Here is a 24712-nt window from a genome sequence, read left to right on the forward strand (position 1 = left end):
ACTTACGGCCGCGCAGGCAATGGCCGGGCGGCTTGCGCTACGGCCAGGTTTATCGGCTGCCTGCTGGAAGCATTACAGTTTCAGCCCGCAGAAGGCGCAGAAGTCGCAGAAGTCGCAGAACGTTCTGCGGCTTCTGCGCAAGCTTCTGCGACTTCTGCGGGCTAGAAGTGTCAGAACCCTACTTCCGAATCAACGCGCCGGCCTGCTTCTCGAACTGCTGAATCAGCTTCTGCATCACCTGGTCGATGGCCTGCTCGCTGAGCGTTTGGCTGAAATCCTGCAGGGTGAAGCTCACCGAGTACGACTTTTTGCCCGCGCCCAGGTTTTCGCCAGCGTATACATCGAACACGTTGATGCTTTGCAGCAGCTTCTTCTCGGTGCGCCGGGCAATCTGCTGGAGCTGGTCAAACGTCACCGTCGAATCCACCACGATGCTCAAATCGCGGCGCACTTCCGGGAATTTCGACAGCTCGCGGGCCACCAGCGTGGGCTTGTACTTCTTCGAAAGCGCATCCCAGTCCAGCTCGGCATACCACACCGGCTGCGTCACGTCCAGCCGCTTCAGCACCGAGGCCGACACCGCGCCCAGCTGCGCTACCGGCTGGTTGTGCACCAGCAGCGCGAGGCCGCCGGCCAGGTACTCATGCTGCACCGGCTGCGAAGCTGCGCCACCGAAGCCCAGTGCCGCCAGCACCTGCTGCACCGCCCCGCCCAGGTCGTGGAACGCCGCCTTTTCTGACTTCTGCTGCCAGGTTTCGCCGTCGGCGTTACCCGTCAGGTAAATCACCAGCTTGTTCTTTTCCAGGTGCTTGCCGTTCTCATTCTGCAAGTAGGTTTTGCCGAACTCGTACAGCTTCAAGTCGCGCTGGCGGCGGTTGATGTTGTGCCGGATAACCTCCAGGCCCGAGTGCAGCAGCGTGGGCCGCATCACGTTCAAATCAACGCTGTTGTAGTTCAGAATGCGCACCAGCGCGTTGTTCGGCTCGGCCTCTTTCTCGAAATACAGCGAGTTGGTGAGCGAGTTGGTGAGAATTTCCGAGAAGCCCTGGCCGCTGAGCAGCGAGGCGATTTTCACGCGCGTCACCTCGGGGTCAGGATTTGGGAATTTGGCCAGGAACGAGGCCGAGTTGTTGGGGCGTAGGGCCACGTTGTTGTAGCCGTAGATGCGCAGGATTTCCTCAATCACGTCAGCCTCGCGGGTCACGTCCACTTTGTGGGGCGGCACGGTCAGCGTCCAGGTGTCCTGGTCGCCGGCGTCGGGGTTCTCCTCGCTGATTTCGATGTCGAGGTCCGTCAAAATCTGGCGGATGCGCTCGGGGGCGATGTACTGGCCCACCAGCCGCTCCACGCGGGGCAGGCGCAGGCGCACGGTGGCCGGTAGCACGGGCGCGGGGTACTCGTCCACGATAGGGGCGGCAACGGTGGCACCCGCCACTTCCTGCAGCAGCAGCGCGGCCCTTTGCAGGGCTATTATCACCATATTCGGGTCGGTGCCGCGCTCGAAGCGGAACGAAGCATCGGTTTTCAGCTGGTGCGTCTGCGAGCTGCGGCGCACGGCGGCGGGGCCGAAGTAGGCGCTTTCCAGGAACACGTGGGTAGTGCCGTCGTTCACGCCCGAGGTCTTGCCGCCGAACACGCCGGCCAGCGCCATCGGCACGCCGTTGGCATCGGCAATCACTAAGTCCTCGGCTTTCAGGCTGCGCTCGGTGCCATCCAGCGTTACGAATTTCTCGCCGGCTTCGGCGCGCTTCACGCGAATCTGGCCGCCGGTAATCTGTTTGGCATCAAAGGCATGCAAAGGCTGGCCCAGCTCGTGCAGCACGAAGTTGGTCACGTCCACCACATTATTAATAGGCGAGAGGCCGATGCTGCGCAGGCGGCGCTGCAGCCACTCGGGCGAGGGGCCAACGTGCACGTTCTCCAGCAGCAGGCCGGCGTAGCGGGGGCAGGCTATTTCATCTTCAATGTTGACAGCAATATTATTGGCTGCCGAAACCGGCGCCGCGAAGCCGCTCACATCCGGCAAATGGCAGGGCTGGCGCAGCAGGGCGCGCAGCTCGCGGGCCACGCCGTAGTGCGAGGCGGCATCGGCGCGGTTGGGCGTGAGGCCGATTTCATACACCGTATCGGAGCCCAGGCCGAAGTAGTCGGCGGCGGGCGTGCCGTTGGGCAGCTCGGTGGTCAGCACCATAATGCCGGCGTGCGATTGGCCCAGGCCGATTTCGTCCTCGGCGCAAATCATGCCTTCGGAGGCCGCGCCGCGAATCTTGCTTTTCTTGATTTTGAACGGCTCGCCGCTGCTCGGGTACAGCATGGTGCCTTCGAGGGCCACCACTACGCGCTGGCCGGCGGCTACGTTGGGGGCACCGCACACAATCTGGCGGGGCGTGGCGTCGCCCACGTCCACGGTGGTCAGGCTCAGCTTGTCGGCATCGGGGTGGGGCTCGCGGGTGAGTACGGTGCCCAGCACTAGGCCGCGCAGGCCGCCGGGAATGCTTTCCAGCTCCTCGGCGCTCTCCACTTCCAGGCCTGAGCCGGTGAGCAAGGCACTAATCTCGGCGGCGGGTTTGTCGGTCGGAATGAGGGTTTTAAGCCAGTCGAGGGAAATGCGCATCTGTAGTTGTCCGTTGCTAGTTGTTCGTTGTCAGGGAGCAAAGGTACAAAGCGAGGCAAGGCGTCTGGGAGGATGTGCCCGGGAGATTTCCAAAACACAGAAGGCTAAGCGGAGAGTCACCGGCAGCAGATTGGGAGAGCGAGTTGCAGGACAATGCCGAACGGTTTTGTGCCTTCAGAACGGCGACCTTTTCCGCACCTGGCCATGGAGCGATTTCTCACCGGCCGCCGCTGTAGGTTTCGCGGCCGTTGGTGAGGTCAGTGAAAGGAGTGAGGCGGGGAGAGTCGCAGCTGCTGTGGCGCGTTATCGATGCTGAATTTGATTATGAGTCCACTTAAAGCCTAAGGAGCTGCTTAAAGGTCAAGCTGAGTGCAGCCGAAGCATGACCGGTTTAACGGTATCAACTCAAACTGCTGATTAGACCCTACATCAGGTAATAGGCTTCGGCGGGTATGGGAGTAGGTACATCTTCTCTCTCCAGCAGCTCCCGCAGGTTTATCTCAATGGTGCGGGCAATGGCCGTGACGGGCGTATCGGTGGGCAGGTTGCTGAAGGGGTCCTGCATGTAGCGGGCGGTACGCTCGACCAGGAAGAAGATAACGGCGAACATAACCAGAATCGGTATTTCCCAAAGGCCGTTGGTTTCAACCAGGCTGAGCGATAAGGTGCCCAGAAACAGATAGATAAGAAAGTGTACCAGCCGCCGATAGTTGGTCGGAAATACCGTGCTTTTGATGCGCTCGGCTCGCCCCATCGAGTCGCAGAGGCGTACCAGCGTATCATCGAGCTGCACTTGCTGATAGGGATTGATGGCCTCCTGCTCATACAGGATTTTGAACTGCTGGGTATGCAGCGACAACAGCGCCAGCGACTTGTTGGCCTGGCGCCCCGCGTAGGCCAGCTCCTGCGCTGGCAGGTAGCGGGCAAGCGTGGCCATGGGGTCCTGGCCCCGTAGCGTTTCGCCCAGGCCGTAGCACCACGCCATCTGCCGGCAGGCCAGGCTGTTCAACAGTCCCTCCGACAGATACTCTGCCTTTACAAAGGTGCGCGCCTGCAGTACCAGCGTGCGCGAATCGTTGACGATGGCACCCCATATTTTGCGCGCCTCCCACCACCGCTCGTACGACTGGCTGATGGTGAAGGCCAGTAGCAGCGAGATGGCGCTACCCAGAATGGAGGGCAACGACAGCGGAATGGGTGGTAAATAAGCGGAGAGGTACGTTTTGAGCAGCAGGAATACCGCCGAGATGAGCAGCACCAGTGCCATGTCGGGCCCAATACGTCGTAGAATAAAGCGAACAGGAAGTTTTTTGTCCAGTAGCATAGGCAATCTGAAGATAGTGTAGGCCTATTTCTACGGACTTGGGCAGCGTATAGCTAAAACCCGGCATTGAAGCAGTCAGCCAGTGCAAGCCTACTGTGCTGCTGTTCAACATTCGCCGTCCCGAGAATTTGCCGGCCGGGCTGGCAGCAATGGCTGCCGCCAGCCCGGCCTTCCCGCTGCTGAGCGCCAACGAAGGGCTGCCATTACTCGTGAAACGATTTTTCGCCGGCCGGAATGGCGACCTGCAGCCGGTTTTCGGCGGGCGGTACCGGGCAGCTGTACTCGTTGTTGTAGGCGCAGTAGGGATTGTAGGCGCGGTTGAAATCGAGCTCGATTTCCGGTTCGTTCAGGCTGGGAATGGGGGCGTCGAGGTAGCGGCCGCCGCCGTAGGTTTCGTGGCCGTTGGTGAGGTCGGTGAAGGGGATAAATAGCGTGGAATCGCGGCCATTGGCTTTTAAATACACCCGTAATTGTTGGGGTGAATTATTGATGTTGAATTTCACCACGCCCCAATTCAGGTATTTCTCGGCTTTGTTATCGCTCATTTGAATAAGCGTGGTATCCGGGGTTTCGGTGCGCGAAATATCGGCGTGTGGCACGAAAGCTAAATCGGCTGCATAATATTTCAGGCTGTCAAACTGTGCTTTTTGCGCGGCAGAAATTGGCGATTCTTCCGACTGCCGAAAAGTGCGGTTTTTCTCGCTGCGAAATTTATTTAATTGCGCTAAATAGACGCTGTTATTTGGTTTCGCGTCGTTTAGCGAATAGAAAATAATGCCGATAATAGCGGCAGCGAGGGCAAGTTTTTTAATCATTAATTTTTGTTTTAAAATCGGCTGTCATGCCGGGCGTAGCGAAGCATCCCGTTACCGCTGAATAATGCGTGCAGACGTGAAAAGATGCTTCGCTGCGCTCAGCGTGACAACTTACAGCATGCCTTCGTCGGCGAAGCTGTAATAGCCCTGGTCGGAATAAATGAGGTGGTCGAGAATGGGTAAATCCAGGAAATTACCGGCTTCCTTCAGCTTTTTGGTGAGCTGAATGTCGGCGGCGCTGGGGTTGCGGTTGCCGCTGGGGTGGTTGTGTACCAGAATAATGCTGCTGGCCAGCTGCTCCAGGGCTTCCTTGAAAATCATTTTGGGGTCGGCCACGGTGCCGGCCACGCCGCCCCGGCTGATGGCGGTTTTGCGCATCACCACGTTGGCACGGTTGAGGAGAATTACCCAGAATTCCTCGTGCGGCAGGTCCATCAAATTCGGTCGAATCAGATTATAAATGTCGCGCGAGCAGGTGATGGTGGTGCGCGGGGTGGCATCGGCCTCCTTGCGGCGGCGGCCCAGCTCCAGCGCGGCCACTATCGTAATGGCCTTGGCCGGGCCGATGCCGGGGTGGCGGCAAAGCTGCTTCACGCTCTCGCGGGCCAGGGCATTGAGGTCGTTGCCCACGCCTTGCAGCATGAGCATGCCCACATCCACCGCCGAGAGCCTGGTGGTGCCCGAGCCCAGCAGAATGGCAATCAGCTCGGCATCGGAGAGGGCGGCGCGGCCTTTGGCCATTAGCTTTTCGCGGGGCCGGTCATCCTCGGCCCAGCTCTTGATGCCGGATGCGGTGGGGGCGGCATAGGGCAGGGGCGTACCCGGCAGGGTAGGAGCGGCGTGGGGCTGCTTGTCAGGCGTGGGCATGGGTGGCAGAAGGTAAAAAGCGTATTAGAGCAGTTTGGGGGTAGAGACGCAATATCTGGCGTCTCATCGTTGAACGACCGGAACCACGCCGCCTACGACTCCTGCATTGCGCAGTCATAACAACATCAGCAACGACGAGACGCCAGGTATTGCGTCTCTACCTCATTCACGGACCTCGAATTTTCTTTAAATGTAAAGCAAAAGCGGGCCGGGTGCGTTTAAGCCCCGAAGCTGCCGCTGCATTGGTGCGCGGCGGCGTAATCTGAATAGAAGGTTTGTATGCGTAATCCGTTGGTTTTATGGTTAGTGCTGGCCGTGGTGGTGCTGGCTGAATGGTATGGTTATCAGGCAGTACGCACGGTAGTGCAGCACCTTTCGCCCGGTGTCCGGCGGGCGGCGGCCATCAGCTACTGGCTGCTCACGGTGGGTAGCTGGATGATTGCGGCCTGGGCCGGCTCGACCCGGCAAACGGGCAATATTCAACTCAAAAGCTACCTCATGAGCCTGCCCGTGCTGCTGCTGGGGGCCAAGCTGGTGATGTTTATCCCGCTGCTGCTGGAAGACGTGACGCGGCTGGGCCGCTGGGCCATGAGCTCGGCCAGCCGGCCGGCGGGCACGGACGTGGTGGCCATTCCGCGCAGCGAATTTCTGGCGAAGCTGGCGCTGGGCATCGGGGCTATTCCTTTTTTTTCGCTGCTGTGGGGCATGGTGAAGGGCGGCACGGACTACACCGTGCGCCGCGTGACACTGCGCTATCCCAACCTGCCGCCGGCGTTCGACGGCTTTAAAGTGCTGCAAATCTCGGACTTGCACACCGGCAGCTTCAACTCGACGGAGCCGCTGGAGCGGGCCGTGGCCATGATAAATCGCCAGGGTGCCGACTTGATTCTGATGACCGGCGACCTGGTGAACAACCGCGCCACCGAGGTGGAGCCGCATATTCCGGCCCTCGCGGGCATCAAGTCGGAACTGCCCATTTTTTCCAGCCTCGGCAACCACGACTATGGCGATTACGTGGCCTGGAAAACCCCCGCCGACAAGCGCGCCAACCTGGAGCGCCTGATGCAGAACCACGCCAAAATTGGCTGGACGCTGCTCAACGACACCAGCCACACCATCACGCGCGGCACCGATAAAATATCGGTGCTCGGCGTGCAGAACTGGAGCAGCCACGCCAACTTCCCCAAGCACGGCAACCTGGCCCAGGCCCACGCCGCCAGCGGTGACGCGCCCTTCAAAATCCTGCTCTCGCACGACCCCTCGCACTGGGAAGCGCAGGTGCTCAATTACCCCGATATCGACCTCACCCTCAGCGGCCATACTCACGGCATGCAGTTCGGTGTGAACCTGCCCTTTCTAAAATGGAGCCCCGTGAAATACGTGTATAAGCAGTGGGCCGGCCTGTATGAGCAGGGCCGTCAGAAGCTGTACGTGAACGTGGGCCTGGGCTTTTTGGGCTACCCGGGGCGGGTAGGTTTCCTGCCCGAAATCACGGTGTTTGAGTTGCGCCGGGCGTAGAATTGGTGTGGAAAAAAAGAACGTCATGCTTCGGCGGCGCTCCGCATGACGTTCTTTTAACGGTGAATTAAACCTGAAATAACATCCACTACGCCATTACCATAAAGCGCCCCCAAACCACTTTCGGTTTGCTTTTCAACTCCCCTTTTCTCAACACATGAAAAATTCCCTATTGATTCTCGCCGGCGCTGCCGCTCTCTCCCTGGCCTCCTGCTCGCAGGAAAAAACCACCGAAGTGACCACCGTACCCGCCGACGGTACTACCACCACGACGATTACCACAACCACCGGCCCGATGACGGATGCCCAGATTGAGGCCCGCGCCCAAAAAATCGCCGATAAAATGGTGGCTGATATGAAAATCATGGACGAGGCCACGAAAACCAAAATCCGCACCGTGTACGTGAACCGCTACAAGCGCATGAACGAGCTGCGCAGCAAGTACACCACCGACACCACCGGCATGGCCGCCGCCATGCGCGACGCCAACACGGCGCAGGATACCGAGTTCAAGTCGGTTTTCACCGACCCCACCCAGTACCAGGCCTACGAGTCGAGCCGCTCGACCTACGACGACAGCAACTACGCGAACGATAACTCGTCGGCCTCGTCGATGTCGGATACTACCGGCGCGGCTTCGTCGTCGATGACCACCACGGAAAGCTCCACCACCACGACCACTGATAACGGCATGACCAGCGGCATGGAGGTATCGAAACTGAAGGCCAAAGCCGAGGACGGCAGCAAAATCAAGATGAAGGAAAACGGCAAGGTGAAAATGAAAGACGCCGACGGTACCAAAGTCAAAAACTAACGGTTTGGTCGATATAATCGGCCAAATTATCGCTAAAAGGCCCGCACCTGCAACGGTGCGGGCTTTTTTTGGCTCGTTGGGTTGCTACTTTGTAGGAGCGTTGCGTTTAAGGATTAATGGTTTTAAAAGTAAAGTATTGTGTGCCGGCCCCTTGGCCAAAGCTGGGCCGGGTGCTGGGCCTGCTGGCGGCGCTGTGGCTGCTGGCTGGCCGGGCCCAGGCCCAGCTGGCCCCCACGGTGCGCCTGAGTGGCAGCGTGTCGGAAGCCCAGACGCGGCTGCCCATTCCGGGGGCTACGGTGCAGGTGCTGCGCACCAGGCGCGGTGTGGTGACCACCACCACCGGCGATTTCAGCATCGATGCCCTGCCCACGGATACCGTCCAGTTTCGGGCGCTGGGCTATAAGACGCAGCGCATGGCGCTGGGTAGTACGGGCTTGTCGCAGCTGGTGGTGCGCATTCAGCTGGCCCGCGACAGCGTGCGCCTGGGCGAAGTGCAGGTAGTGAGCGACCGGCCCGACCGCGCCATTATCAACCGGGCGCTGCGCAACATCAAGCGGCCCGCGCCGCCAGTGGTGAGCGGGGCCAGGCGCCCGCCCAAGCCCAAGCCGCTCTTTGCCGTCGATTCCACAGCTCCCAAAGCGCCCATTCCCACCATTGCCAGCCCCGTGAGCCTGCTCTACGACCAGTTTTCGCGCGAGGGCAAGCAGCGCCGCAAAATGGAGCAGATTGAAGCCGAGCAGCGCGCCGAAAAAGCCCGCAAGGCCCGCGCCGAGTACAACAAGGCCTTTCTGGACAATCGCGGCTACCAGCCTTAAGAGAAGTTAAGAGTTGGGAGTTGAGAGTGAACAGTTTTTAGTGAGCAATTGAATAACAACTGTTCACTCTCAACTCCTAACTCTTATCCCCCCCGATAACTGCCGGCTGCATTTCCGCGTAAGCCCAATGTATGAAAATTGGGTATCCTTGCGTGAACGAGGCGATGGATTGCAGCTCCGGCAATACTTTCCGGCTGGCATCGTATTCAGAAGAGCGACTGGTTGCGGCCGTAACGGCCAACCTGGCCTGCCTGCGCCGCATGCTGGAATGGAACGTGGCTCAGGGCCTGCTCTTTTTCCGCATCGGCTCCAGCATTGTGTCCTTCGGCTCGCATCCCATCAATACGTTTGACTGGCAAACGCACTTTGCGGCCGATTTCCGGGCTATTGGCGACTACATCAAGGTTCATAACCTGCGGGTGAGCTTCCACCCCGACCAGTTTGTGGTGCTGAACTCGCCCAGCCCCGATATTGTGCAGCGCAGTATTCAGGAGCTGGTGTACCAGGGTTCGATGCTGGACTTGATGGGGCTCGATGGCACGGCCAAGCTCCAGATTCATGTGGGCGGGCTGTATGGCGAGCGGGAGCTGGCCATAAGCCGTTTTGCGGCGGTGCACGCCGCCCTGCCGCCGGCCGTGAAAGCCCGCGTGGTGGTTGAAAACGACGACCGGCTGTTTTCCCTGCGCGACTGCCTGGCGCTGCACCAGCTCACGGGCGTACCCATTCTGTTCGATAATTTCCACCACGAATGCCTCAACCACGGCGAGCCCATGGCCGAGGCCCTGCGCCTGGCCGCCGCCACTTGGCACCCCACCGCCGACGGCGTGCCCCTGATGGACTATAGTTCGCAGGCCCTGGGTGAGCGCAAAGGCAAGCACACCAACGACCTGGTAGATGAGCAGTTTTGCGAATTCCTCACCCACCTGCACGGCCTCGATTTCGACCTGATGCTGGAAATAAAAAACAAGGAAGCCAGCGCCCTGCGCGCCGTGGCCATTTTGCGCGAGCTGGGCCTGAGCGCCGCCGCGCCCGATGCCAGCAGCCCGCCCCTCGCGCTGCCCCCCGACCCCAACGCGCCCGCCAAAGCCAGGCGTGCTAAAAAAGAAACTCCCAGTTAGCGCGGTTTCAACTGCGTACGGCATCAACGGGCGTTTGCGCCCTTCCTACCCTCATATCCTCACACCCTTATACCCCAAAAAACCATGCCTTCTGACCACCTTCTCGCTACCGTTAGCGCCTTGCGCAATGGCCTCACCAGCCTGCCCCTGGGCTCGGCCATGGACAATACCGAAACCTGGCAGCAGCAGTTTCTGCAGAGCGGCGAGCCCGGCCTGCAGGACATTGCCCGCGAAATCGGCAACCTCCAGTCGCTGCTCAGCAGCGGCGTACTGAGCAGCACGGCCATCGGCAACTCGCTTTCGATGCTGGGCGACCAGACCGGCGAAATCAGCGCCAGTGCTCCGGCCGACCTGAAAAAGCCGCTCACCGAGCTGGCCGACCTGCTGCGCCGCCACGGCGGCGACCTGCTGGCCCACGCCGCCAAAAAGGCGTAGCAGCCGCGCGCCCATCAACCAAAAAGCCCCGCCGGATATTAGTCCGGCGGGGCTTTTGCGTTCGGTAGCCTGGACTATTTGGGCGTGTTCGGGTTGTAGGTAGGCACGGTGTTCTGCTCGATGTTGCTGCTGCTGCTGCGGCGCGAGCGGGTGGGCACTACGTCCGTAGACTGGCGCGGCTGGTCGGCCCGCCGGATGGGCTGCTCGCGGATATCGGGCACGGCGTTGGGCGACTGTTCCGGGGTGGCGGCGGGCCAGAAGCCCCGGCCATCGAGCTGGCGGGTGGGCTGGGCATCGCGGTTGGTGGGCGTGCGCTGCATGGTGGGCGGCCCCTGAATGGTGCTTTGGTTGAGCGCCGGGTTCACGGGGGGCACGGTGGTCTGGCCCTGGCTGCCGCCGCGCACAGGGGCCGAGGGGTCGAAGGGAACGGTTTGGGCCTGGGCCGTGGTGGCAAATAGCAGGCCGGCTAGTAAGAGGGAATATTTCATAGCGGGGTGGGGGAATGGGGAATAAAAAAAGCCGGCTGCTTCGGTAAGAACCAGCCGGATGCCAACTCGTTACGGCATTGAGCCGCAAAAAGTTACTGCATTATAGACTGGCCTTTTATCTTGACTTTGCCGTTGGTTATATTGCCCTTGGTTTTGGTGCGGCGGCCCGAGGTGGTGCCCATGATGCCGCCGGTGGTTGTTTGCGCAAAGGCCGCGTTGCTAAGGCCAAAGCTCAATAATGCGGGGAAATACATTTTTATGATTATCAATGGGTTATTTGAAAGCGGGTGTGGTTGGAAGTTCTTATTTGGGAAAGTGCCCGCTTGCAGAGTAGGGCCATTGCACTAAACGAGCAGTTAGCTTATCGAAGTCGTTTCCTCTTGCGGAAGCTGGGCCAGTAACTGAAGCAGGAATTTATCATCGCGGGCGGCTTTTTTGCGTTTGCGTTTCAGGCTCATGACCAGCGGGGAGCGTCGCAGCAGCGTCAAGGCCAGCTTGTGCATGGTCGAGAGGTTGCGTGGCGCGTGGTCGCGTCGGCACTGGCAGGCATCTTCGGCAAAGGGTACGTCCAGGTGCCAATGCTGCTGATTTTCAATACTCTAGTATCCACGAATGTACCCCGCTAGCGTGGCCGCACTCGCTCCGGCCAGCGAGCAGAGAAAATAACGCGTGGCCTGTTGCGCCTGCCCTGCCACCCAGCGCGTGGTCTGCTGGCAAACCAGCGTTTGCAAGCCCGGCCAGTCGGCGCCGGCATCCACCAGCCCCCAGTGTTGGCTGACCCAGACCCGGCGCAGCTCCCCGCGCCCATGTCCCTTGTCGCGCTGCTGGTGGGCGGCGGGCCGGGCGAGCAAGGGGGCAAAGTGGGCAGCTACCTGCCGGTGTAACTCGCCCTGATTCTGCTTGAGCGGCCAGCACGTAATCTGCGCCTTTCGCCACCAGCTCCGCCGCCACCGCCCGCTGGCAGCCCATCGCATCGAGGGTGACCACGCTGCCCTTGACCTCCACCAGGTCGAGCACCTGCGGAATGGCCACCAGCTCATTGCGCTTGGTTTCCACCGCCGTCTGCGCCAGGCACAGGCGCTGCTCGGCGGCCCAGACGCTGACGAGCTGGACCGGGGCCTGCCGTTTGCCTGCGGGCGTGGTGCCGCGCAGCTGCTTCCCGTCGATAATCAGGTGCCGACCGGCCAGCAAGGTCACGATAGCCTGCCCCCACTGGCTCAGGCAACGTTCCAGCTCGGTGGGCACCAGGTGGCGAAAGACGCGGTTGAGCGTGTCGTGGGACGGGATGCCGGCCGGCAAGTCCATGAACTCACGCAACGTGGCCTCTTTGTCACAGGCGTAATCGTAAATATCTTCAAATATCTCACAGTCAGCTAGCAAACCACGGAGCACGAGCAGCAAAATGTCGCTTAATTCGTGCAAACAGCGGCCTTGCACCCGGTAATCCGTTACTTCCTCAAAAAACTCAGCATAGTCCACCCCGCAAAATTCGCTAACTACGCGTTTGGTGCAATGACCCTATTAGCGGTAGCGGCCCGCTTGTCAAACTCGAATCAGTGGGCAACGACGTTTATTTCCGCAAGCGGAAGTAACCAATCCCAACAGCGGGAGTTTCCACGCAAAATGGAGCCATAACGGCTGCCAATCGAATACTTGTTGCCTGATTAAAAATGCTTTACCGCGAAAGCTGACGGGGTGTTAACGGCCCGTCGGCTGCGCCAAAAACCTGATATAATGGAGCTGGGGCACCGCCCAGGCTGGTCTGCAAACCAGCCCGGATGGGAGCGGTATGGCCCGGCCACCTGGTGAGTGTGCGCCGGCTGCACCCCGCCCCGCTCCATTGACTCAGGGTGGCTATCAGGCTGCAAAACCCTTTCCAATAGGTCTTCGAACCACCCTCAACTGTCCTTCGCCATGTTGCACCCTTTCTTTCTGCGCGTCTGTTTTTTTGTTTTTGGAATGCTGAGCCTGGCTTTTGTGCCGGCCCTGGCCCAAACCCCGGCGGCTACTGCGGCGGCGGCGGCCGCTACGGCCGCGCCCAAGCGCCAGCTGGCGGCCTTGCGCATCGCCCAGCCCATCAAGCTCGATGGCGTGTTGGACGAGGCCGCGTGGCGCGAGGCCCTGCCGGCCACCGATTTTATCCAGAACCGCCCCAAGCCTGGCCCCCACGAAAAACACCCCACCGAAGTGCGCATGCTGTATGATGACGCCGCGATTTACGTGGGCGCGGTAATGCACGATGTGGCCGCCGACTCCATCCCCCGCGAGCTGACGGCGCGCGACAACACCGGTAATTCCGACTTCATCGGCATCTTCCTCGATACCTACCACGACCAGCTCAACGGTTACGCATTCATCGTGACCAGCAGCGGCGTGTAGCTCGATTCGCGCTACTCGCCGGCCGGCGGCGAGGACTTCAACTGGAACGCCGTGTGGGAAAGCCGCACCGCCCTGCGCGGCACCGACTGGGTGGCCGAAATGCGCATTCCGTACTCCGCCATCCGTTTCAGCACGGCTGATGTGTAGCAGTGGGGGCTGAATTTTATGCGGCAGCGCAAGCGCGACAACGCGGTGTATTTCTGGAACGAGGTGAAGCCGCAGGTCGACAGCTTCGTGAACCAGTGGGGCGAACTCACGGGCGTGCAGGGCGTGAAACCGCCGTTGCGTCTCTCGCTCACGCCCTACGTGTCGGGCTACGTGAACCACAACCCGCTGAGCGCCGACGGCACCAAGCGCCTGACCACGCGCTTCAACGGCGGGGCCGACGTGAAGTGGGGCATCAACGAAAGCTTCACCCTGGATGCCACGCTGGTGCCCGATTTCGGGCAGGTGCAGAGCGACAACCAGGTGCTCAACCTCTCGCCGTTTGAGGTGCAGTTCAACGTGGACTGGAGCCTGCGCCAGAACCAAATCGACTACGTAAACGGCGGCCTCGACAAGGCCGAACCCCTCGACCAGCCCTTCGCCGGCCAGATTCTGCTGGGCCGCCGCAACGTGGCCACGGTGGCTAACGTGGCCACAGTAGCCTACACGTTCACCAACCGCATGTCGTTCACGCTGCGCCTGCGCCACTACACCAGCAACGTGCGCTACCTCGATTTTACCACCCTCGGCAAGAACGCGGAGGAGCAATCCGCCGCCTACCAACTCAACCGCGACAACACCTACAACGCCTTCAACGTGGACGCGGTGTACTCGTGGTGGTTTGCGCCCGGCTCGCAAATCAGCGTGGTCTGGAAAAACGCCGGCTCCACCTATTTGCAGGCCAATGAGGCCACGCCGCAGTTCTTCGATAATTTCAACAACACCATCAACACGCCGCACAATAACTCGCTGTCGGTGAAGGTGCTGTATTATTTGGATTATCTGGCGTTGCGGAAGGGTCGGTAGTTCGCCAGCCGTAACCTCACTCCCTAACCCCCTCTCCAAAAAAGAGGGGGGACTAGTTTTTTATCGGAGGGCTGGTTATTAGTATTTTAGAGTTAGAAGCTAGTTCCCCCTCTTTTTTGGAGAGGGGGTTAGGGGGTGAGGTTACGCAGGCTGCGCCCGGCATGACGTTCTTTGCAGTCGCAGCAATTCCCTTTTATCGTCCCCTATGCCGGCAAACCCTGCCCTCGAAGTCCGCACCGTCGTGCTCACGCGCTACGTGACGCCCCTGCGCGAGGGCGGCTCGCTGCCGGCCCTGATGGAGGCCGACGACAACTTCCTCTACGTGGTGAAATTCCGGGGCGCGGGCCAGGGCGTAAAGGCCCTGATTGCCGAGCTCATTGTGGGCGAAATAGCCCGCGTGCTGGGTCTGCGCATGCCCGAGCTGGTGTTCTGCGAGTTGGATGAGAGCTTCGGCCGCACCGAGCCCGACGAGGAAATCCAGGACCTGCTGCAAGCCAGCACCGGCCAGAACCTGGCCCTGCACTACCTCTCCGGCGCCATCACCTACGACGCGCTGGTGACCACCGTGGAACCCGACCTGGCCTCGCTCATCGTGTGGCTCGATATGCTCACGTTGAACGTGGACCGCACCGCCCGCAACACCAACATGCTGATGTGGCACAAGGAATTGTGGCTGATTGACCACGGCGCGGCCCTGTATGTGCACCACGCCGGCCCCGAGTGGGCCGCGCCGCGCCCCCGCCCGTTTCCGCAGATAAAAACCCACGTCCTGCTGCCCCAGGCCACCGAATTGGCCGCCGCCGATGCCCTCGGTCACGCCCGCCTCACGCCCGAAGTCATTCGGGCCATTGTGGCGCTGGTGCCCGATGCGTGGCTAACCCACGCCGCCGGCACGCCCGCCGAAGAGCGGGCCGCCTACGTCGGCTTTCTCGAAAACCGTCTGGCACAGTCGGCCGCTTTCATTCAGGAAATTAACGACGCCCACGATGCACGTATTTGAGTACGCCGTGCTGCGGGTGGTGCCCCGCGTGGAGCGCGAAGAATTCCTGAACGTGGGCGTGGTGCTCTACTGCCGCGGCCTGGGCTTCTTGCAGGTACGTTGGCTGCTGCCCGAAGCCCGGCTCCACGCCTTCGCCCCGGCCCTCGACCAGGCCGAAGTAGCCGCCCGCCTGCGGGCCTTCGAGCAGATTTGCCAGGGCCGGGCCGCCGGGGGCGTTATCGGGCAGCTGCCGGTGGCCGAACGGTTCCGCTGGCTCACGGCCACGCGCAGCACGGTGGTGCAGTGCTCGCCGCTGCACCCCGGCCGCACCGCCGATGCGGCCGCCACGCTGGCGCGGCTGTTTGAGGAATTGGTGAGCTAGCTGTCCTCTCAGAAAATGTGAGGCATGGAACGCCAAGCAAATTCAAATAAGTGGCCGAGACAGCATCCCTAAACTGACAACACCGAGGTGGGTATTCCTGCTTGTTCCCGGACAACTCTGGGCATTGTGGGCGTTTACGAAACTCATCCCCTTTGTGCATTTCGTACACTTTGATTCATAGACGGGTTTCGTAAACTCGCTCGGCACTGGAGTAGCTTGCGGGCCACTCATTTTCGGGCCGCTGCTAGTAGTGTACCGAAAGGAGTGTATCATTGAACAATCGGCTTCTAGAGCGCACTCAGCCGGCGCCCGCTTTCCCCTGCTGCCATGCGTGTGCTGTGTATCTTCCTCCTCTCGCTGCTTCCCTTGTTGGCGTCTCGGCCCGCGCCACCTCCTTGCGGGCCTGGCATCTACTTGAGGAGTGGATTTGAGGGGTATTATGCGGTGTACTGGAACGGCCACCTCGTGGTCCACGGAACCTTCGAGTATAACATGTCAATCGGCATGTCCATGCGCCGGCTGAAGAACGGCGAGATAGAGGACAAAATCGGCTTCTGTGTGGGCAAGGTGGCAGACCACAATGAATTGGTCGTCAAGAACCGCGCGGGTAAAATCATCTTTCGGCGGCTCTTGCAAAAACGGGAGGTGAAGCAAAATCTTTCACTGGATAAATACGAGAGCCTGGTGTCGCTAACGCTTGACAATCGCAGAACAATGCTGGAATAAGCGGTGCTGCTTGCTCAAAAGAGTGCAAAGGAGATGTTTAAGAAAACAGTGATTTAAATAAGTTGATAAGCTATTGCCTCAACTGGTGCTGCCTGCCCGCTACCGCGCCTCCACCACGCTGATGGCGTAGCCGCCGCCCGGCGCGCAATACTGCGCCAGCTTGGTCTTGCGCGTTACGTTCATTTTGCGGATGGTGTAGGCCTGCGGGTTGGTTTCGTAGTGCGCGTCCTTGGCGTCGGCGTAGATGGTGGCCACGTACTTTTTGCCGGGGTCGAGGAAGCTCAGGCTGATGTTGGAGGTGCGGCCGTTTTCATCGCAGGTGCTGCCGATAAACCAGCTGCTTTTGCCCTTAGCCTTGCGGGCGATGGTGATGTAGTCGCCGGGCTCGGCTTCGAGCACGTGGGTGTCGTCCCAGTCCACGGCTACGTCCTTGATGAACTGGAAGGCGTCGAGGTGCTTATTGTAGTTTTCGGGCAGGTCGGCGGCCATTTGCAGGGGCGAGTACATGGTCACGTACAGGGCCATTTGCCGCACCAGCGTGCTGTGCACGAAGGACTTGTTGTTGGGATTGAGGACGCTGATTTTCGTCTGGAAAATGCCCGGTGTGTAGTCCATCGGCCCGCCGATGAGGCGGGTGAAGGGCAGGATGGTGGTGTGGTCGGCGTTGTTGCCGCCGAAGGATTCGTACTCCGTGCCCCGCGCCGCCTCGTTGCCGATGAGGTTGGGGTAGGTGCGGGCCAGGCCGGTGGGGCGCACGGCCTCGTGGCCGTTCACCATGATGTGGTGCTTGGCGGCGGTTTCCAGCACGTAGTTGTAGTGGTTAATCACCCACTGGTCGTAGTGGTGGTGGCCCAGCGGCACGATGTCGCCCACATAGCCCGTTTTCACGGCGTCGTAGCCGTACTTGTTCATGAAGGTGAAGGCCGAGTCGAGGTGCCGCTCGTAGTTGCGCACCGAGCCCGACGTTTCGTGGTGCATAATCATCTTCACGTGCTTGCTGGCGGCGTATTGCTGCAGTTCCGTCACGTTGAAATCGGGGTAGGGGGTCACGAAGTCGAACACGTAGTCCTTGTGCTTGCCAAACCAGTCTTCCCAGCCAATATTCCAGCCTTCCACCAGCACCGCGTCGAAGCCGTGCAGGGCGGCGAAGTCGATGTATTCCTTCACATGAGCCGTATTCGCGCCGTGCGTGCCGTTGGGCTTCACCTTGTTATAGTCGATGGAATCGAGCTTGATGTTATCCATGTTAGTGTACGACCACGAGCTTTTGCCCGTAATCATCTCCCACCACACGCCCACGTACTTCACTGGCTTTATCCACGAAGTATCCTTGAATTTGGTGGGCTCGTTCAGGTTCAGCACCAGCTTCGACTCCAGAATATCACCCGCCTTGTCGCTCACAATCACCGTGCGCCAGGGCGAAAGCGCTGGCGTCTGAATCCGGCCCTTGTCGCCCACCGCGTCGGGCGTGAGGTGCGATTCCAGTACGAAATTCTTGTCGTCGAGCTCCAGGCTCATGCAGGAATAATCAATCAGCGCCGCCTCGTGGATGTTGATGTACAGCCCGTCCTGGCTCTTGAGCATGAGCGGCGTCTGCACGCCGGTGGGGGAGAAGGTGGTCTGCGAGGCGTTGCCCGTTACGGCCGCTTTCATTTTGCCGCGCACTTCCGACAGCTTCGAGGTCACGGTACTGTACTCCTGCGTGTCGTAGTCGCCGGGCAGCCAGAAAGCCTTGTGGTCGCCGGCCAGCGCAAACTGCGTGCGCTCCTCCTTAATGGTGAAATAATCCAGCTTGGGCTGGCGCGGAAACTCGTAGCGGAAGCCTAGGCCATCATCAAACACCCGAAACCGCACCCGGATGCTCCGGCTGGTGGCGGCCTGCGTGAGCGTCACGGCCAGCTCGTTGTAGTGGTTGCGAATAATTTTTACCTCGCCCCACACCGGCTGCCAGCTTTCGTCAAAGGTGCGCTGCTTGGTATCGGCCACGGCAAAGCCGCTGATGAGCGCCGGGGCATCTTTCAAATCCAGCCCCAGCTTGCTGGCCTTGATAACGTCGCGGCCCCTGTAGGTGAGGTGGTACGTGGGCACGCCATCGCCTTGCAACGCGAATTGCAGCGCCAGCTGCCCGTTGGGCGATTTGATGGTTTGGGCCAGGGCCGTATTCCAAAGCAAAATCAGGCAGCAAAGCGCCAGCAGCCGGCGGGTATAATTCAGCATCACAGCAGGGGAAAAGAGGTGGAAGTAGATTGTGCAAACGGTTGATTCTGGCCCGGTCTGAAAACCGAAAAACCCCGCCTGCACTAGGCAGACGGGGTTTAAAGTGGAGATGCAGGGATTCGAACCCTGGTCCAGACAAGGAAATCAACGTGCTTTCTACGTGCGTATCCAGACTTGGATTTTCATGGTATTCCAGGCGTCAGTCAGGCCTTTGAAATCCCCCTAGCTGCAGTTGGGTTTCGCCCCCGAGTCACAGCTCCTCGAAGGCTATTTTCTACTTACGACGCGCCGAACTCCCAGGTGTAGAAACTTACCCAGGCGGCACGATGGCAATTACCTAATTCTGAACTAGGCAGCCATGGCGTACGAATAGTCGCCAGTTGATTGTTGATAGATTTTTTGACAGGAGAGCTTCCATCAACTCCTGGCACGCTTACCCGCAATTTGCGCAAGCTGTCAATTCCGGTCATCCCCAAATGGTAAAGAACGAGTCCCGTGGTCGCCTCGAAAGGCTAATCGGGTCGCGAAGGTACGTTGTAGAATGGAAACGCAGGGGAAGCAGGGAAGGTTCCCCTTCTAACAGCTGTCATCCGGAGCGCAGCGAAGGACCTTATCACCGCTAAACGATGCGCAGTAACTCCTTTGTTTAGCCAAATCAAGCCGAATGTTCCCGGCAAAATGCGCAGCCGGGATAAGGTCCTTCGCTGCGCTCCGGATGACATATTGCTTCCAAAGCCGCCCTTTTCTGGGTAACTTTGCTACACATAGCTTATGGATAATTTCGTCGTTTCGGCCCGCAAGTACCGTCCTTCCACGTTTCGCAGCGTGGTGGGGCAGCAGCACGTCACCACCACGCTGCAGAACGCCATTCAGAGCCAGCACCTGGCCCAGGCCTTCCTGTTTTGCGGCCCACGCGGGGTGGGCAAAACCACCTGCGCCCGCATCCTGGCCAAAACCATCAACTGCACCAACCTCAGCCCCGAAACCGAGGCCTGCGGGCAGTGCGCCTCTTGCGTGGCCTTCCAGGAAAACGCCTCTTTCAATGTGCACGAGCTGGATGCGGCCTCCAATAACTCCGTCGAGGATATCCGCTCGCTGGTGGAGCAGGTGCGCTATGCTCCGCAGGCCGGCAAGTACAAAATCTACATCATCGACGAGGTGCATATGCTCTCGAACGCGGCCTTCAACGCCTTCCTGAAGACGCTTGAGGAGCCGCCGAGCTACGCCATCTTCATCCTCGCTACCACCGAGCGCCACAAGATTATCCCCACCATCCTGTCGCGCTGTCAGATTTTCGATTTCAGCCGCATCAAGGTGGAGGACATGCGCCAGCACCTGCGTTACGTGGCCACCCAGGAAGGCATCACGGCCGAAGACGATGCCCTGCACCTGCTGGCCCAGAAAGCCGACGGCGGCCTGCGCGATGCCCTGTCGATGTTCGACCAGATGGTGACCTTCGGTGGCAACAACCTTACCTACAAGGAGGTGGTGCAAAATCTACACATCCTCGACTATGACTACTACTTCCGCCTCATCGATAGCCTGCTGACCGAAAACCTCTCGGCTGCCCTGCTGCTGCTCGATGAAGTGATGCAGAACGGCTTCGACCTGCACAACTTCGTGGTGGGCACCGCCGAGCACCTGCGCGGCCTACTGGTTTGCAAAGATGCCGTAACGGTGCAGCTGCTCGAAGTGTCCGATGGCATCAAGCAGCAGTACGTACAGCAGGCCCAGGCCGCGCCGCTGGCCTTCCTGCTCTCCGCGCTCAACCTCATCAGCCAGTGCGACCGCGAGTTCAAGCAGGCTAAAAACCAGCGCCTCCACGTCGAGCTGGCCCTGATGAAGCTGGCTTACCTGAACGGGGCCGTGCAGTTCGTCCGCGAGCTAAGCCCCGCCAACGGCGAGGCTAAAAAAAAAACTAGCAGCCTAAACGGTGAAGGCGAAGCCGCAGCCGTTGCCTCGGCTCCCGGCAGCAACGGCCATGCCCAAGCCGCCCCAATAGCCTCGCCAACGGCCATAACCCCAGCTACTTCCCCTACTCCGGTTTCGGTGGTTTCCTACGCTGCCCCAGCGGCTTATGCTACTGAATCGCCGGCCGCGCCTTACGTAGCTGCGCCGCGCTCGGCGGCCGCACCCGTGCCGCTGCCCATGCCAGCCGGCGCGCCCGTGGCCACCGGCCCCGCGCCCGCCGATGGCCCCGAGCCGCTGCCCGTCGAAAACGGGGTGGAGGAAATGCACGACACGCCCAGTATTGAGGCCGACCCGGACGCCGCCATCACCGAGCGCCACCAGATGCGCGACACGCTGCCGCATGTCGAAATCGGTGTGCCCAGCTTTGAGGGAATTGAGCCCGCGCCGCGCCCCTCACCGGCCGCTGCCTTCGCCAAAATCCCCAGCCTAGCCAGTAAAATCCCGAGCCTGAAAGACCTGAGCAGCCGCTCAGCTGCTGCCGCCAGTAAGTCGGCCCAGGACGCAGCAGCTTTGGTCGAGCCGCAGTCCACCGGCGGCCCGCTGGCTCCCGTCGACCCCGCGCTGCTACAGCGCGTGTGGAAGGAAATTGCCGAGGAGCGCCGCGCCCAGGACCGCATGAGCGAGTTTTGGGTGCTGAACCGCCCGGTAACGGCCAATGCCGAGCACAGCATCGAGCTGGCCGTCGACAATCCCATCCAGATTGACCAGTTCAATGACATGCGGGTGGAGTTCCTGGCTGACCTGCGCCGCCGCACCGGCCATCCGCGCCTCAACGTGCAGCCCGTGCTCACGGAGGCCGCCCCCACGGCCAAACGGCTCTACACCACCTCGGATAAGTTCGAATACCTGGCCGAGCGTTTCCCCGCCCTGCGCGAGGCCAAGCAACGCCTGGGCCTGGAAGCCGACTATTAGAACGAGTAGGGGCGGGGACAAGCCCTACCGGGTACGACCCCGCCCCTACATCGTCAAAATTCCGCAAACGATTGGGGGGAGGCTGCCACTGCTGCGCCAATCATCAGCTGACGCCGGAAAAATCTTGCAAGATAAGACGAAATTTTGTTTTTTATTCCCCTATCAGCCAGCTACCTTTGTTTTTTGAACCCCCCAGCTACCCGCTTGCGACATTCGTGAAAAACAACTTTTTGCTGCTATTTCCTGCCCTGGCGGTACTGGGCCTCACCACGCAATGCCAATCGAGCAAGCCGGCTGTTGCTGCTTCCGCCGCCGCCAGCGCTGCGCCGGCGGCCGCGCCCCTGGCCGCCAAAGAATACCGCTACGAATCGGTGCCCGGCGACCCGCTGGGCGTGCGAATTTACAAGCTGGATAATGGCCTGACGGTCTATCTATCAGACTACAAGGATGCGCCGCGTATTCAGACCTACCTGGCCGTGCGGGCGGGTTCTAAGAATGACCCCGCTACTGCCACCGGCCTCGCGCACTACCTGGAGCACATGGTGTTCAAGGGTACTTCGAAGCTGGGCACGCAGGATTGGGCCAAAGAAAAAATAGAGCTTGATAAGATTGAGGCGCTCTATGAAGTATACCGTGGGCAACGCAACGATGCCGCCGCCCGCAAGCGCACCTACCACCAGATTGACTCGATTTCGGGCGTGGCCGCTACTTATGCCGTACCGAATGAGTACGATAAAGTAATGGGTGCCATCGGTGCGAAAGGTTCCAACGCCCACACCTCGAACGAGGAAACGGTGTATCAGGAAGATATTCCCAGCAACCAGCTGGAGAAGTGGGCCGCCATCCAGGCCGAGCGGATGCGCGAGATGGTGCCGCGCCTGTTCCACACCGAGCTGGAGGCCGTGTACGAGGAGAAAAACCGGGGTTTGGATTCCGATTTCAATAAGGAGTTTGAGGCGCTGAATGCCTCGCTCTACCCCACGCACCCCTACGGCACCCAAACGACCATCGGTACGATTGAGCACCTGCAAAACCCGTCGATTACGGAAATTAAGAAGTATTTCGGTGAGTACTATGTGCCGAATAACGTGGCGCTATGCTTGAGCGGGGATTTAGATTACGACCAGACTATTCGCCTGATTGATAAGTATTTCGGCGCGATTCCGAGCAAGCCGGTGCCGGTTTTCAACGCGCCGGTAGAGCAGCCGATTACGGCCCCGATTACCAAGGAAATTCTCGGGCCGCAGTCGGAAAACGTGATGATTGGTTACCGCCTGCCGGGCAAAGCGTCGAAAGATGCAGTGCGCCTGCGCATGCTGGATAAAGTTCTGACCAACGGCCAGGCCGGCCTCATCGACCTCGACCTGAACCAGCAGCAGCAGGTACTGGAAGCGTCGTCGTTTACGGACATGAACGACGACTATTCTACGCACGTCATCTACGGCACGCCGCGCGAGGGGCAGAAGCTGGAGGACGTGAAACGTCTGCTGCTGGGCGAACTGGCCAAGGTGAAAGCTGGCAACTTCCCCGATTGGCTGATTCCGGCCATCATCAACAACGAGAAGCTGACGCGCACCAAGAGCTACGAAAGCAACGAGGCCCGCGCCAGCGCCATGTACGAGGCCTTCATTGAGCGCATCGACTGGAAAGACTACCTCAAACAGCAGGACGATTTCGGCACCATTACCAAGGCCGAAATCGTGAAATTCGCCAACGATAATTACGGCCAGAACTTCGTGACGGTGTTCAAGCGCACTGGCACCGACCCCAACAAGGTGAAGGTGGTGAAGCCCGCCATCACGCCTGTGCCGGCCAACCGCGACGTGGCCTCGGCCTACTACAAGCAGCTCACCGCGATGCCGAGCACGGACCTGCAGCCTGTGTTTGTCGATTACAAAAAGGACATTCAGGAGACGGAAATCAAGCCCGGCCTGCCGCTGTACTACACGCACAACACCGAAAACGGCCTGTTCAACCTGTACTACGTCTTCGATCTGGGCAACAACCAGGACCCGCGCTGGGGCCTGGCCGCCGACTACCTGCAATACCTCGGCGCGGGCCAGTACAGTGCCGCGCAGCTGCAGCAGGAGTTCTACAAGCTGGGCTGCTCGTTCAGCGTGAGCAGCGGGCCGGACCGCACCTTCGTCACCCTCAACGGCCTCGACGCCAATCTGGAACCCGCGCTGAAACTGTTTGAGCAGCTGCTGCACGCGCCCAAGCCCGATGCCGCCGCCCTGAAAAACATGGTGGCCGGCATCCTCAAGCAGCGCCAGGATGCCAAGCTCGAAAAGCGCGTGATTCTGAATGCGGCGATGGTGAGCTACGTGAAATACGGCCCCAAAAACCCCTTCACGAACATCCTCAGCGAGAAAGAGCTGAAGGCGCTGAAGCCGGCGCAGCTCACGGCGCTGATTCAAAAGCTGCCGACGTATCAGCATCGGGTGCTGTACTATGGGCCGCGTCCGGGCAAGGGTGATACCATGACGATTGGAGATGTGCTCAAAGCAGAGCATAAAACGCCCGCCAAGCTCACGCCCGCCCCGGCGGCTAAGGACTTCGCCGAGCAGCCCCTGAAAGACAAAAAGGTCTATTGGGTCGACTATAACATGGTGCAGGCCGAAATCCTGTTTCTGACCAAGGGCGACCTGTATAGCAAGGAGCTGGCCCCCACGCTGGCGCTCTACAACGAGTATTTCGGCGGTGGCATGGGCAGCATCGTGTTTCAGGATTTGCGCGAGAGCAAGGCGCTGGCTTACTCCGCGTATTCCGGCTACAACAGCGCCGACAAGCTGGGGCGTTCTAACTACAACCTGAGCTACATCGGCACCCAGAGCGACAAGCTGCCCGAGGCCATGGCCGGCATGGAAGCGTTGCTAACCGACATGCCCGTGGCCGAAGCCAACCTGGAAATCGCCAAAAATGCTATCCGTAACAGCATCAGCACCGAGCGCATCACCAAGGGCAACATCCTGATGAGCTACGAGCGCGCCAAGCGCCTCGGCCTCGACTACGACCTGCGCCGCGATGTGTACGCGAGCACCCAGAAAATGACGTTTGATGAATTGAAGAAGTTTCAGCTGGCCAAGATTAGCGGACAAAACCAGGTTATTCTGGTTATTGGTTCGAAAGACCGGCTCAACTTCAAGGAGCTGGCCAAGTACGGCCAGGTGCAGCAGCTCACGCTGAAAGAAATTTTCGGGTACTAGGAACGGTACCGTCCCAGGGGGCACCTCACCCCCCTAGCCCCCCTCTCCCAAAGGAGAGGGGGGGACTAGTTTCTAGCCCAGGCTGGAACAGTTCTAAGGCTAGAAATTAAAAGACTAAAAG

General features: G+C 60.0%; 21 protein-coding genes and 1 other RNA gene. 12 read left to right on the forward strand and 10 right to left on the reverse strand.

All coding sequences use genetic code 11. From position 1 onward, the window contains the following. Nucleotides 1-178: 178 nt before the first annotated feature. The 4 genes from pheT to radC form a co-directional block, all read right to left on the reverse strand. Entirely contained in the window at nt 179-2614 is a 2436-nt protein-coding gene (pheT, locus tag KQ659_RS04185; protein WP_216690173.1) for a phenylalanine--tRNA ligase subunit beta, read from the reverse strand. A 424-nt stretch (nt 2615-3038) separates the two neighbouring features. Then, nucleotides 3039-3938: a bestrophin family protein gene (locus KQ659_RS04190; protein WP_216690172.1), complete on the reverse strand. Its 900-nt coding sequence runs from the start codon at nt 3936-3938 to the stop codon at nt 3039-3041. Nucleotides 3939-4141: 203 nt separating this feature from the next. Next, a complete protein-coding gene (locus KQ659_RS04195; RefSeq protein WP_216690171.1) occupies nt 4142-4753 on the reverse strand; it encodes a DUF1684 domain-containing protein in 612 nt (203 codons plus the stop codon). 111 nt (nt 4754-4864) lie between these two features. Beyond that, nucleotides 4865-5620: a RadC family protein gene (gene radC, locus KQ659_RS04200; RefSeq protein WP_216690170.1), complete on the reverse strand. Its 756-nt coding sequence runs from the start codon at nt 5618-5620 to the stop codon at nt 4865-4867. 291 nt (nt 5621-5911) lie between these two features. On the opposite strand from radC, the gene KQ659_RS04205 reads away from it, so the two are divergent. The 5 genes from KQ659_RS04205 (at nt 5912) to KQ659_RS04225 (ending at nt 10320) form a co-directional block, all read left to right on the forward strand. Beyond that, nucleotides 5912-7138 carry a metallophosphoesterase gene (locus KQ659_RS04205; protein WP_226915650.1) on the forward strand — a complete coding sequence of 409 codons (1227 nt, stop codon included), beginning with the start codon at nt 5912-5914 and terminating at the stop codon, nt 7136-7138. 157 nt (nt 7139-7295) lie between these two features. After that, nucleotides 7296-7952: a hypothetical protein gene (locus tag KQ659_RS04210; protein WP_216690168.1), complete on the forward strand. Its 657-nt coding sequence runs from the start codon at nt 7296-7298 to the stop codon at nt 7950-7952. A 140-nt stretch (nt 7953-8092) separates the two neighbouring features. Further along, nucleotides 8093-8767 carry a carboxypeptidase-like regulatory domain-containing protein gene (locus tag KQ659_RS04215; RefSeq protein WP_216690167.1) on the forward strand — a complete coding sequence of 225 codons (675 nt, stop codon included), beginning with the start codon at nt 8093-8095 and terminating at the stop codon, nt 8765-8767. A gap of 131 nt (nt 8768-8898) precedes the next feature. After that, entirely contained in the window at nt 8899-9885 is a 987-nt protein-coding gene (uvsE, locus tag KQ659_RS04220; protein ID WP_216690166.1) for a UV DNA damage repair endonuclease UvsE, read from the forward strand. A gap of 84 nt (nt 9886-9969) precedes the next feature. After that, the gene (locus tag KQ659_RS04225) at nt 9970-10320 is read left to right on the forward strand and encodes a hypothetical protein (RefSeq protein ID WP_216690165.1); all 351 of its coding nucleotides are present in this window, start codon (nt 9970-9972) and stop codon (nt 10318-10320) included. Nucleotides 10321-10394: 74 nt separating this feature from the next. Here KQ659_RS04225 and KQ659_RS04230 read toward each other — a convergent pair whose 3' ends face one another. From KQ659_RS04230 to KQ659_RS04245, 4 genes are all read right to left on the reverse strand, one after another. After that, nucleotides 10395-10808 (reverse strand): hypothetical protein, encoded by a 414-nt coding sequence (locus KQ659_RS04230; RefSeq protein WP_216690164.1) that lies wholly within the window; start codon nt 10806-10808, stop codon nt 10395-10397. Between the two features lie 92 nt (nt 10809-10900). Continuing rightward, on the reverse strand, nt 10901-11044 hold the full coding sequence (locus KQ659_RS04235) for a hypothetical protein (protein WP_216690163.1): 144 nt from the start codon (nt 11042-11044) through the stop codon (nt 10901-10903). Between the two features lie 120 nt (nt 11045-11164). After that, entirely contained in the window at nt 11165-11311 is a 147-nt protein-coding gene (locus KQ659_RS04240; RefSeq protein ID WP_216690162.1) for a hypothetical protein, read from the reverse strand. Between the two features lie 88 nt (nt 11312-11399). Continuing rightward, nucleotides 11400-12287, reverse strand: a complete 888-nt coding sequence (locus KQ659_RS04245) for an ISAs1 family transposase (RefSeq protein ID WP_216690161.1) — start codon at nt 12285-12287, stop codon at nt 11400-11402. A gap of 480 nt (nt 12288-12767) precedes the next feature. On the opposite strand from KQ659_RS04245, the gene KQ659_RS04250 reads away from it, so the two are divergent. The 5 genes from KQ659_RS04250 (at nt 12768) to KQ659_RS04270 (ending at nt 16285) form a co-directional block, all read left to right on the forward strand. After that, the gene (locus KQ659_RS04250; protein ID WP_216690160.1) at nt 12768-13187 is read left to right on the forward strand and encodes a carbohydrate binding family 9 domain-containing protein; all 420 of its coding nucleotides are present in this window, start codon (nt 12768-12770) and stop codon (nt 13185-13187) included. A 165-nt stretch (nt 13188-13352) separates the two neighbouring features. Continuing rightward, nucleotides 13353-14198 (forward strand): DUF5916 domain-containing protein, encoded by an 846-nt coding sequence (locus tag KQ659_RS04255; protein ID WP_216690159.1) that lies wholly within the window; start codon nt 13353-13355, stop codon nt 14196-14198. A gap of 205 nt (nt 14199-14403) precedes the next feature. Further along, entirely contained in the window at nt 14404-15198 is a 795-nt protein-coding gene (locus tag KQ659_RS04260) for a HipA family kinase (protein WP_216690158.1), read from the forward strand. Beyond that, a complete protein-coding gene (locus tag KQ659_RS04265; RefSeq protein WP_216690157.1) occupies nt 15185-15559 on the forward strand; it encodes a DUF3037 domain-containing protein in 375 nt (124 codons plus the stop codon). Before KQ659_RS04260 ends, KQ659_RS04265 begins: the two co-directional genes overlap by 14 nt. Before the next feature lie 327 nt (nt 15560-15886). After that, nucleotides 15887-16285: a hypothetical protein gene (locus KQ659_RS04270; protein ID WP_216690156.1), complete on the forward strand. Its 399-nt coding sequence runs from the start codon at nt 15887-15889 to the stop codon at nt 16283-16285. 99 nt (nt 16286-16384) lie between these two features. Here KQ659_RS04270 and KQ659_RS04275 read toward each other — a convergent pair whose 3' ends face one another. Together KQ659_RS04275 and ssrA are read right to left on the reverse strand one after the other, a co-directional pair. Next, on the reverse strand, nt 16385-18502 hold the full coding sequence (locus KQ659_RS04275; protein WP_216690155.1) for a glycoside hydrolase family 97 protein: 2118 nt from the start codon (nt 18500-18502) through the stop codon (nt 16385-16387). Nucleotides 18503-18603: 101 nt separating this feature from the next. Continuing rightward, nucleotides 18604-18976, reverse strand: a transfer-messenger RNA (tmRNA) gene (gene ssrA, locus KQ659_RS04280). Nucleotides 18977-19273: 297 nt separating this feature from the next. Between ssrA and KQ659_RS04285 the strand changes: the two genes are divergently transcribed. Beyond that, a complete protein-coding gene (locus KQ659_RS04285) occupies nt 19274-21385 on the forward strand; it encodes a DNA polymerase III subunit gamma/tau (protein WP_216690154.1) in 2112 nt (703 codons plus the stop codon). Between the two features lie 215 nt (nt 21386-21600). Then, a complete protein-coding gene (locus KQ659_RS04290; RefSeq protein ID WP_226929831.1) occupies nt 21601-24591 on the forward strand; it encodes a M16 family metallopeptidase in 2991 nt (996 codons plus the stop codon). Nucleotides 24592-24712 lie beyond the last annotated feature (121 nt).

Origin of the sequence: Hymenobacter siberiensis, from assembly GCF_018967865.2 — a bacterium.
Classification (GTDB): domain Bacteria; phylum Bacteroidota; class Bacteroidia; order Cytophagales; family Hymenobacteraceae; genus Hymenobacter; species Hymenobacter siberiensis.